The following is a 9,629-nucleotide window of genomic DNA, read 5'->3' as shown; positions in this document are numbered from 1 at the left end:
GAGTTGGTCGCCGAACTCACCGCCGTGATGGACAAGCTCGTGAGCGAAGGCCGCAGCACACCCGGCGCGAAGCAGGCCAACGACGTGCCCGTGAACTGGAAACGCTTCCTCACCGCCGACCCCGCCACCAAGAAAGCCCAGCCCAAGAAAGCGAAAGCTCAATGAACCATTTGCGTTGCTTCCTCTTTGCGATCTTTGCGCTCTCTCGCGGCGACTCAATGGCCGCCTCCAAGCCCAACTTCGTCCTCTGCATGGCCGATGATCAAGGCTGGGGCGACATGGCTTACAACGGCCATCCCGTCGTGAAGACGCCCGTCTTCGACGAGATGGCCCGCACCGGATGGCGCTTTGACCGATTCTATGCCGGCGCGCCGGTGTGCTCGCCCACGCGCGCGAGCGTGATGACCGGCCGCACGCCCAATCGCATGGGCGCGTTTTCGTGGGGCTACAACCTGCGCCCGCAGGAAATCACCGTGGCCGAGGCGCTCAAGACTGCCGGTTACACGACTGGCCACTTCGGCAAGTGGCACCTCGGCTCCGTGCGCGCGGACAGTCCCGTGAATCCGGGCAACAGCGGCTTCGACGAGTGGCTCTCCGCACCGAACTTCTTCGAGGTGGACCCGTTGCTGTCGGACAAAGGCCGTGCCGTGCCATTCAAGGGCGAAGGCTCCGAAGTGATCGTGAAGCGCGCGCTGGAATTCGTCGCGAAGGCGAAGGCCGCGGACAAACCGTTCCTCGCCGTCATCTGGTTCGGCTCGCCGCACGCGCCACACGTCGGCACCAAAGGCGACCTCGCGCTCTACAAGGACCAGCCGCCCAAGCAGCAGCACTTCCTCGCCGAGATCACCGCGATGGACCGCGCGATGGGCCAGCTCCGCGCAGGCCTGCGCGCGCAGGGCGTCGCCGGGAACACCCTGCTTTGGTATAACAGCGACAACGGCGCAATCGCCGAAGGCTCCACCGGCGGCCTGCGCGGTCGCAAGGCGGCCGTCTACGAAGGCGGCTTGCGCGTGCCCGGCTTGATGGAATGGCCCGCCCGCCTCAAACAGCCGCGCGTCATCACCATGCCCTGCGGCACGGTGGACATTTACCCGACGCTGCTCGAACTCGCCGGCGCGACGGTGGCGAAGCAACCGCTTCTCGACGGCATCAGCCTCGTGCCGCTGCTCGATGGGAAAATGAGTTCGCGCCCGCGCCCGATGGGATTCTGGGATTTCGCCATCGCGGGTGTCCGCACCCCGAGCGAAGAATGGATGAAGCGCCTCGCCGCGGAGCAGGCGGCCGGCAAGACCGTTCCGTGGGACGAAGTCGAACCCATCCCGGCCGCGCAACTCCGCACGGATTATCCCGACACGACTTTTGGCCGGCACGCCGCGTGGGTGGACAACGACTGGAAGTTGCACCGCATCGAACCGCGAAACGGCCCGTTGAAATGGGAACTCTACCACCTCGCCTCCGACCGCGCCGAAGCGAGGGACCTGTTCGCCGCGGAACCCGAGCGAGCCGCCAGGATGCAGGCCGAGCTGACCGCCTGGCTCAAGGGCGTGGTCGCGAGCCTGAACGGTGCGGATTACAAGTGAGCCGAATTCCCCCAGGGATGGCTACTGCAGGATGCGGAACATGCTCGCGTAGTCGTCCGTCCAGAGGCGCACTTTGCCGGGCTTGCGCGGGGTGATGTTCGCGGCGTTCATCAGCGCGGGAGATTCAATCAGCGAACCCGGGCGGCCGAGGATCATGAAGGAGGATTCGTAATAGAACCACTCGTCCTCGACGAAATCGTCCGAGACGCCCAGCCACTTGAGCCCGGACGCGCGCGCGAGTTCCTCCACGACGGGCTGCAAGTCGAGGTGGCGGTTGGAAATGTGGATGACGATCAGGCCCGCGGGCTTGAGGTGCCGGAGATAAATGTCGACGGCCTCGCGCGTGATGAGATGCACCGGCACGGCGTCGCTGCTGAAGGCGTCCATGATGAGGATGTCAAACTGCTGCGGCGGTTCGTGCTCCATCGAGAGGCGCGCATCGCCCATGACGATGTCGACCTTCGCCTTGCAAAGCGCGACGTAGGAAAACTGCTTCGTCGCGACCTGACGGACCTGCGGGTTGATCTCGTAAACGCGGACCTTGTCGCCCGCGCGGCCGAACGCCGTCAGCGTCCCGGCGCCGAGCCCGAGCACGCCAATGTGCCGGGGCGCGTCCGCGGGCAGCGCGTTGATCGCCTTGCTCACGCCGCTGCCCGGCCCGAAGTAGGTCGTCGGCATCGCCGCGCACGCGGGGTCGGTGAGCTGTGTGCCGTGCGTGATGCGGCCGTGCAGGAGCGAGTAATAGTGGTGCGAAGTGTTCTTTTCGCCGAATTCGAGGACCTTGAGCACGCCGTAGAAATTGCGGCCCGCATAGGCCACGTTGCCGCCGGAGGACCGCTGCGAGAACCACAGGCCGGGCGCGAGGCCGAGCACGAGCACGGCAACGCACATCGCGGCGCGCCGGTTCCACTCGCGCGCGACCCCGCGACGGAAGTCCACGAAGCAAGCCACGACGAGAACCGTCAACGCGATCCAATACGGCCGGTGAACCTTGAGCGCGACCAGCCACTCGGTGCGCGTCTCGTGATATGCCCACGGGCCGAGCCACGCGCCCGCCACCGCCCCGGCGGCGAGCCCGGCGGCGAGCGCGAAGCTGCGCGATTGCCAGCACAGCACCAGCAGGAGCGCGGCGCAAAGCCACAGGCCAACCGGCAGCTCGGCGTAACTGTCGAACACCTGCGGCGCAACCACCGCCACGAGGAACCCGCCCGCGGCGCCTCCCGCGGAAATCATCAGGTAGAACCGCGTGAGAAACCTGGGATGCGGCCGCAGCCGGTAGAGTTCGCCATGGCAGACCATCGCGCACACGAACAGCGTCGCCGAATACACCACCACCTGCCGCACGATCGAAACATCCACGTCCCCGTGCAACACCCACGCCACCGCGCCCGCGCACAAGGCGAACGCGAACCCGAAGACGCCGCGCGAATACCAGCGCGGATGATCGAACGCGAGAATGAAGGTCACCAGATACAACGCCAGCGGCAGCACCCAGAGGAACGGGATCACGCCGATGTCCTGGCACATCTTGTTCGTCGAGGCGACGAGGAGCAGCGACGCGCAGGCGGGAAGCAGAACCCACAGCACCTGCTGGCGGGAGGACGGGCGCTCTGCGGTTTCGCCAGCAACGGAAACTTCCGCGGGCGACGCGGGTTGAGGCGCAGCTTCGGCCGGCGGCGCCTTCCAGAGCTTCGCCACGCACCACGCGGTGAGGGCGACGTAGGCGACGAGTCCCCAGCCCCACATCGAAGCCTGCCCGCGCCGGGAAAACTCGGGCTCGAAATAAAACGGATAGCTCACCAGCGCGAGCAGCGAGCCCACGTTGGACAGCGCGTAAAGGCGCCACGGCGACTCCCCCGGCTTGTGCCGCCGGAACCACTCCTGCAACAGCGGCCCCGTCGAGGACAGCGCGAGATACGGCACCCCGATGCTCGCGACCAGCAGCAGCAGGATGTGGCCCGTGGGATTCTCCAGCGCGCCGGGCTTCCAGGAATCCCCCGGCGTGATGGGCAGCGATGCGAGCGAGAGTCCGAGCAGCGCGCCGTGAATCACCCACTGTCGGCGCGACGGAAGCCGGGTGAGCGCGTGCGCGTAAGCGTATCCACCGAGCAACAGCACTTGAAAAAACAGCATGCAAGTCGTCCACACCCCGGGCCCGCCGCCGAACCACGGCAGGATGTATTTCCCGATGAGCGGCTGGACTTGGAACAACAGGAACGCGCCGGTGAAGATGGTCAGGGCGAAAGGCAGCATGGGTTGGTGGCCGCATGAACACCGTGAAAGCCGGACGGTTGCCCGCGGAACCGGCCGGGATGCTGCGGGTGCGTCGACTCTGAGGAAAGAAGAAAGGGGCGCGGTTTTGCCGGCCTTGAAGTCGAGCGCGGTGACCTTGCCGAAGGTGTCGCCGAAAACGAGGTGCGACGCGTCGGGCGTGAAGGCGAGGGTGAAGACGTCCTCGGTGTGCTCGTGCTGTGCGACGGGTCGGCCGTCGGCGGCGTTCCGCACGCACACGAACCGGTCGCGGCCGCACGGGGCGAGCAATGCGCCGCCGGCGGAGATGGCGATGCGGCGGCCTTCTGCGCGGCTTCGTCGGGCTGTTCGATGGCGGCCTGCTGCTTCTCGACGACATTCCAGCGGAACACGGACGGGGCCATCGGGCCGGAACAAAGAAACTTGCCGCACGGGCTGAAGCGCGCGGACAGGAGCTGGCGGGTGGCTTGGAACGACTTGAGTTCCTCGGGCGCGGGCGGGTTGGCGGGCTTGTCGTTCACGCGAGGGCCTCCTTGATGGGCGCCATGTCGTCGTGCGCGATGGGCAGCGGCTGGCCGTGGTTGCCGAACTCGGTTTTCTTCGGGTCGATGCCGAGCGCCCGGAACCGCGTGTGGGCGGCGCGCGCGGCACGTGGTGGAACTCGCGCCACCGAAGCGGGCGTGAAGCCGCGGGCGCGAAGAAGAGAGTTGGCACCCGTCCCGGCGCTGCTACCGTCCGGGCGTGCGCACCACTTTCATGCTGCTCCTCGGCGCGGCGCTCTGCCTCGCGCCCAAGGCAGCGGTCGGCGCGGAGGGACGCGTGATGAAAGTTCTTCCACACTTGCTCGACCTCGAAGGGCGCCAAAGCCTTTCGCCGAGTCTCTTTGAGCGCGACGCCTACCAGTCGTTGTTGCGGCGCAACCCGGCGCTCGTCTCGGGCGTGCGATTCGACGTGCAGTGGAAGGCCTCGAAGTCCACAACCGGGAAACTTCGCCTCAGGCTCGAAGTCATCGGCAGCAAGGGCACATCGACCAAGCCGTCCAGTTTCGAACTCGCGCTGGCGCCGTCCGGCGCATTCGGGACATGGTCGGCAATCACGCTCGACAAGGATGTCTACAAGCAGACGGGAGAGGCCGCGGCATGGCGCGTGACGCTGTGGGACGGCGACCGATTGCTCGCCGAGCAAAAGTCGTTTGTGTGGTGAAGCGCGCACCCGCGCTGGCGCGGCGTTGCGGCTCAATCCGACCCGACTGCCTTAGCCGACGATGCCGCCGGTGCTGGTGAAGATGCCCTCGAACATCATCTTCACGCGCTGGGGGACGTTGGCGCGTTCGAATGCGGTTTCCTTCGTGATCCGTCCATCCATGCACAACTTGTAGACCGACTGGTCGAAGCTCTGCATGCCGTCGCCTTCGCTGGCCTCGATGATCTGGGAAAGTTTGCCGAGCTGGTTTTCCTCGATTGCCTTCCGGATGGTGATGGTGTTGATCATGATCTCGAGGGCCGGGGTCATCTTGCCGTCGATCGTCGGGCACATGCGCTGGCAGCAGACGGCGCGAAGCGTCGAGGAGAGCTGCTTGCGGACCGTGTCCCGCTCATCCTGCTTGAAGAACTCAAGGATGCGGCCGACGGAACTCGAGGCCGTCGTGGTGTGCAACGTGGAAAGCACCATGTGGCCGGTGTCCGCCGCGCCGATGGAGGCCTGAAAGCTGATGGCGTCACGCATTTCACCGACCATGATGATGTCGGGATCCTGCCGCAGCGCGCTCTTGAGGCCGCGCTGAAAGCTCATGGTGTCGAGCGTGATTTCGCGCTGCTCGATGATGCTCTGGTTTTCCTCGAACATGTATTCGATGGGGTCTTCGAGGGTGACGATGTGCCGCCGGAAATTCGCGTTCACGTGCTCGATCATCGCGGCGAGCGTGGTGGACTTGCCGCTGCCCGTCGTGCCAGCCAGGAGGATGATGCCGCGTGGCGACTCGGCGATGGTCTTGAGCACTTCGGGCAGGCCGAGCGCCTCGAAGTTCGGCACCTGGTTCTTCACGTAGCGCATCACGATGCCCCACTTGCCGCATTGCTGATAGACGTTCGTCCGGAAGCGGCCCACGCCGGGCCACGAGTAGGAAAAATCCGTCTCGCGATCCTTGATCAATCCCTCGATCAAATGCTTGGGGGTGATGACCATGATGACCGATTCCATCCACTCCTGCGTCGGGATGAAGTCGGTCGAGCGAAGCTGGCGGCTGATGCGGTAAGTGGCAGGACTGCCCACCTTGATGTGGCAGTCCGAGCAATTGCTGTCCACCCCGAGTTTCAGGATGGAATTGAAATACGCGTGGGCTTCGTTGGCAGGTGCGGGCGTGGGCGCTGGCGTTGACATGCGCCGACGCTACCAAAACCGCCTCCGGTCACGCCAGAGGGGAAATCGCCGCCTGTTGAAGCAGGCGCTCCGCGGCGGGGGTCATGCCCATGAGCACGACACTCACGGCAAATCCCGCGGCGTGCGTGCCCCGGCAGGCGACGACCACGCCGGTGGCCTGCTCGCGGTGGCCGTCGCGCGGCGAATGCATGTCGAGCGTGAGCTCGGTCCATTCGTCCAGCGGAGTGGGGCTCCGGAACTCGATGCCGTTCCTGCGAACGAGCAGCGAATCTGCGGGGAGGGTGAACTGCGTCTCGCGAGTCTGGATGGTGAACGGCTCGAAGACGCACGACGTGTCGCGTTTGCTGGTGGTCATGTCTAACGGGTGGCCGAATCTAGCACACGGTTTTCGCGGGTCAAACTTCCGGGTGAACTATTTTCACCACTCAATCACCGCCGCGCCCCACGTCAGCCCCGCGCCAAAGGCCACGAGCAGCACAAGGTCCCCGCGCTGCACGCGCCCGGTCTCGACCGCTTCATCCAGCGCAATCGCGACGGAGGCCGCGGAGGTGTTGCCAAATTTGTGGAGGTTGACAAAGACCTGCCCGGGCTTGGCGCCGAGGCGGTCGCCGACCGCGTCGATGATGCGCTGGTTGGCCTGATGCGGGATGATGCACTTGATCTGCGAGATATCGAGTTCGCAGCGGGCCAGCGCCTCGCGGGCGGCCGTGCACATCGCATTCACGGCGTTCTTGAAGGTCTCCTTGCCATCCATACGGAGGAAGTGCATTCGGCCCCGCACCGAGTCCGCCGTCGCGGGCATCTGGCTGCCGCCGCCCGGCATCGAGAGCAGAGAGGCCTTGTTGCCGTCCGCCCCCATGCACGCCGTGAGCAGGCCGTGCGAATCAGGCCGGTTCATCAGGATCGCCGCGCCTGCGCCATCGCCGAACAGCACGCAGGTGTTGCGGTCCTCCCAGTCGATGATCGAGGAGAGTTTCTCCGCGCCAATCACGAGCACGCAATCATAGGTGCGCGACATGATGAACTGCTGGCCGACTTCGAGTCCGTAGATGAACCCGGAGCAGGCGGCCTCCAGGTCAAACGCGGCGGCGTTCCGCGCGCCAATTTTCTGCTGGACGAGGCAGGCCGTCGCGGGAAACGGCATGTCGGGCGTGATGGTGGCGACGATGATGAGCTGCACCTGCTCGGGCGACACGCCCGCTCGCGCGAGCGCCCGCTTCGCGGCCTCGGCGCCGAGGTCCGAGGTGAACACATGATCCGCGGCGATGCGGCGCTCCTTGATCCCCGTGCGCGTGGTGATCCACTCGTCCGTCGTGTCGACGAGTTGCTCGAGTTGTGCGTTGGTCAACACGCGATCCGGGAGGCTCGCGCCGACGGCGGCGATCGAGCACGTCCGCCCCTGGAAATCGTGGGCCATGCGCGGGTTCCTGAACTTCTTGGTGGAGCTCATGCGTTCACAGGTTGTCCCGAGGTCTGCGCGTCGTGCCTGGCTTCCTCGAGGGCGCCGTGCGCGGCCGCCATTTCACGGAGGATGGCACCGTTGACATTGTGCTCGATGGCATCGCACGCCACGCGGAGGGCATTGAGAATCGCCTGCTCGCGGGACGAAGCGTGTGCCTTGAAGACCAGTCCGTTCAAGCCGAGCATCGGCGCGCCGCCGTGGTTTTCGGAATCGAGCCGGCGCTTGATCGCGAGAAATGCATTCCGGCCCAACAGCGCGCCGAGCTTGCGCCTGGGGTTGAGCATGAGCTCGCGTTTCAACCACGCGAAGATGCCCTTCGCCATGCTCTCGCAGGTCTTCAGCACGATGTTCCCGGTGAAGCCGTCCGTGACGACGACATCGAACTTGTTGCTGAACAGGTCATGCCCCTCGATGTGGCCGGCAAAATTCAAGTCGAGCTTCCGGCAGATTCTCAGTGCCGCCTGCGTCAACTCCGTGCCTTTGTTGTCCTCGGTCCCGTTGCTCAGGATGCCGACGCGCGGCGATTTGCAGCCGCCGATTTCGCGCATGTAAACGCTGCCCATGATGGCGAACTCCGCAAGGTGCCACGGCTTGCACTCCACGTTCGCCCCGGCGTCGAGCAGCACGAAGTCACTCTCCGGCGCGGGTATCACGGTCGCAATCGCGGCGCGACTCACGCCGGCAAGCGTCCGCAATCGCAACGTCCCCGCCGAAAGTATCCCGCCGGTGTTGCCGGGCGAAATCACCGCGTCGGCCAGCCCGTCGCGGACCAGTTCCACCGCGCGCGCGATGGAGCAGTCCTTCTTGCGCCGTAGCGCATCAACGGGTTTGTCCTCCATCGAAAGGACTTCAGAAGCGTTCACAATGCGCACGCGCGAGCCCGGTCCACCGGTGGCCGCGAGAGCCCGGGAAACCTCTTCCTCCCGACCCACGAGGATGACTTCCGAAAGCCGCGGGTTGGCCTCGAGCGCCAGACGCGCACCTCGGACGACGACCGCCGGGCCGTGGTCGCCGCCCATGACATCCAACGCGATGCGCATAAATGGAACGGCGCGGAGGTTGGACCATCCGCGCCGATCGCTGCAGCAAGCCTACCCGGCGGCCTGGACAGTGATGACCTGCCGGCCCTTGTAAAAGCCACAGCCCGGGCAGACCCGGTGCGGAAGGCATGGCGCAGCGCACTGCGGGCACGGCGAGAGGTGCGGGAGCTTGAGCACGCTGTTGTAAGCCCGGCGCATCCGCTGCCGGCTCGTCGAAGGTTTTCGCTTTGGAACGCCCATGGTTCAGTCTTTCAACTTCAGTTTGTCCAGTTCATCCCAAGGCGACGGAGCTTCGCGGCTCACGGCGGCTCCGGATCCAGTTTGGCTGCCTGCGGGCGGATTGGACAGGCCGCGACATTCAGGCTCACACAGCGGATGCTGCGGTAACTGAAGCAGAATATCCTCGCGAATTTGGGGCGTCAAGTCCACCGCATCGGCCACGACGGGCACGGCGTCGTTGCCCTTCAACTCCAAATGCGCGGCCCATTCACGCAAATCCATCACCTGCTCGAACGGCTTCAAGCACCGGGCGCACTCGCAACGGAGCGCAAGCCGCAGGCGACCCTGAACGAGGATCGACCCCTCCATCAACTCGGCCTGCAGCCAGTGTTCGAGGAACTCCGCAGGATGAATCAACTCGTCCAAGCCGGCCAAGCCAAGCTCTGAAACCGACGTCCGCCCATCGAGCGCGACGGGCGCGCGGATGAGTTCATTCACGTTGAGAAGCAGCGACATGTTGACATGGGTCCTGACCGCCTCCGCGTCCTCAGGAACGCATGGCAGCCCTCGACGGACGGCCTTCCTTCCAGCCGGTTGGCGCAAGTTTGTTCTTCAACGCCCGGCCGACCGCCGGCGGCACAAACGCGCGGACGTCCCCGCCCAGTCGCGCTATCTCCTTCACCAGCCGCGAACTGAGAA

Annotated in this window: 9 protein-coding genes; 2 read left to right on the top strand and 7 right to left on the bottom strand. The window is 65.4% G+C overall.

Going from position 1 to position 9,629, the window contains the following annotated elements; all coding sequences use genetic code 11:
• The first annotated feature begins 161 nt into the window (after positions 1 to 161).
• Positions 162 to 1,580 carry an N-acetylgalactosamine 6-sulfate sulfatase gene (locus FJ386_14340; protein ID MBM3877870.1) on the top strand — a complete coding sequence of 473 codons (1,419 nt, stop codon included), beginning with the start codon at positions 162 to 164 and terminating at the stop codon, positions 1,578 to 1,580.
• Positions 1,581 to 1,601: 21 nt separating this feature from the next.
• Here the strand turns inward: FJ386_14340 and FJ386_14335 are convergent, their stop codons facing one another.
• Positions 1,602 to 4,121, bottom strand: a complete 2,520-nt coding sequence (locus FJ386_14335) for a hypothetical protein (GenBank protein ID MBM3877869.1) — start codon at positions 4,119 to 4,121, stop codon at positions 1,602 to 1,604.
• Positions 4,122 to 4,571: 450 nt separating this feature from the next.
• On the opposite strand from FJ386_14335, the gene FJ386_14330 reads away from it, so the two are divergent.
• Positions 4,572 to 5,033, top strand: coding sequence for a hypothetical protein (locus FJ386_14330; protein ID MBM3877868.1), 462 nt, complete (start codon positions 4,572 to 4,574; stop codon positions 5,031 to 5,033).
• A gap of 51 nt (positions 5,034 to 5,084) precedes the next feature.
• Here the strand turns inward: FJ386_14330 and FJ386_14325 are convergent, their stop codons facing one another.
• From FJ386_14325 to FJ386_14300, 6 genes are all read right to left on the bottom strand, one after another.
• The gene (locus tag FJ386_14325; GenBank protein MBM3877867.1) at positions 5,085 to 6,209 is read right to left on the bottom strand and encodes a PilT/PilU family type 4a pilus ATPase; all 1,125 of its coding nucleotides are present in this window, start codon (positions 6,207 to 6,209) and stop codon (positions 5,085 to 5,087) included.
• Between the two features lie 28 nt (positions 6,210 to 6,237).
• Entirely contained in the window at positions 6,238 to 6,564 is a 327-nt protein-coding gene (locus FJ386_14320) for a hypothetical protein (protein MBM3877866.1), read from the bottom strand.
• Between the two features lie 63 nt (positions 6,565 to 6,627).
• A complete protein-coding gene (locus tag FJ386_14315) occupies positions 6,628 to 7,626 on the bottom strand; it encodes a ketoacyl-ACP synthase III (protein MBM3877865.1) in 999 nt (332 codons plus the stop codon).
• Between the two features lie 29 nt (positions 7,627 to 7,655).
• Positions 7,656 to 8,711, bottom strand: a complete 1,056-nt coding sequence (plsX, locus tag FJ386_14310) for a phosphate acyltransferase PlsX (GenBank protein MBM3877864.1) — start codon at positions 8,709 to 8,711, stop codon at positions 7,656 to 7,658.
• A gap of 51 nt (positions 8,712 to 8,762) precedes the next feature.
• Entirely contained in the window at positions 8,763 to 8,951 is a 189-nt protein-coding gene (locus tag FJ386_14305; protein ID MBM3877863.1) for a 50S ribosomal protein L32, read from the bottom strand.
• Positions 8,952 to 8,954: 3 nt separating this feature from the next.
• A complete protein-coding gene (locus FJ386_14300) occupies positions 8,955 to 9,533 on the bottom strand; it encodes a DUF177 domain-containing protein (GenBank protein MBM3877862.1) in 579 nt (192 codons plus the stop codon).
• Positions 9,534 to 9,629 lie beyond the last annotated feature (96 nt).

This window comes from Verrucomicrobiota bacterium, from assembly GCA_016871675.1.
In the GTDB taxonomy this organism is placed as follows: Bacteria; Verrucomicrobiota; Verrucomicrobiia; order Limisphaerales; family VHCN01; genus VHCN01.
This window is presented reverse-complemented; position numbering and strand designations above follow the sequence as displayed.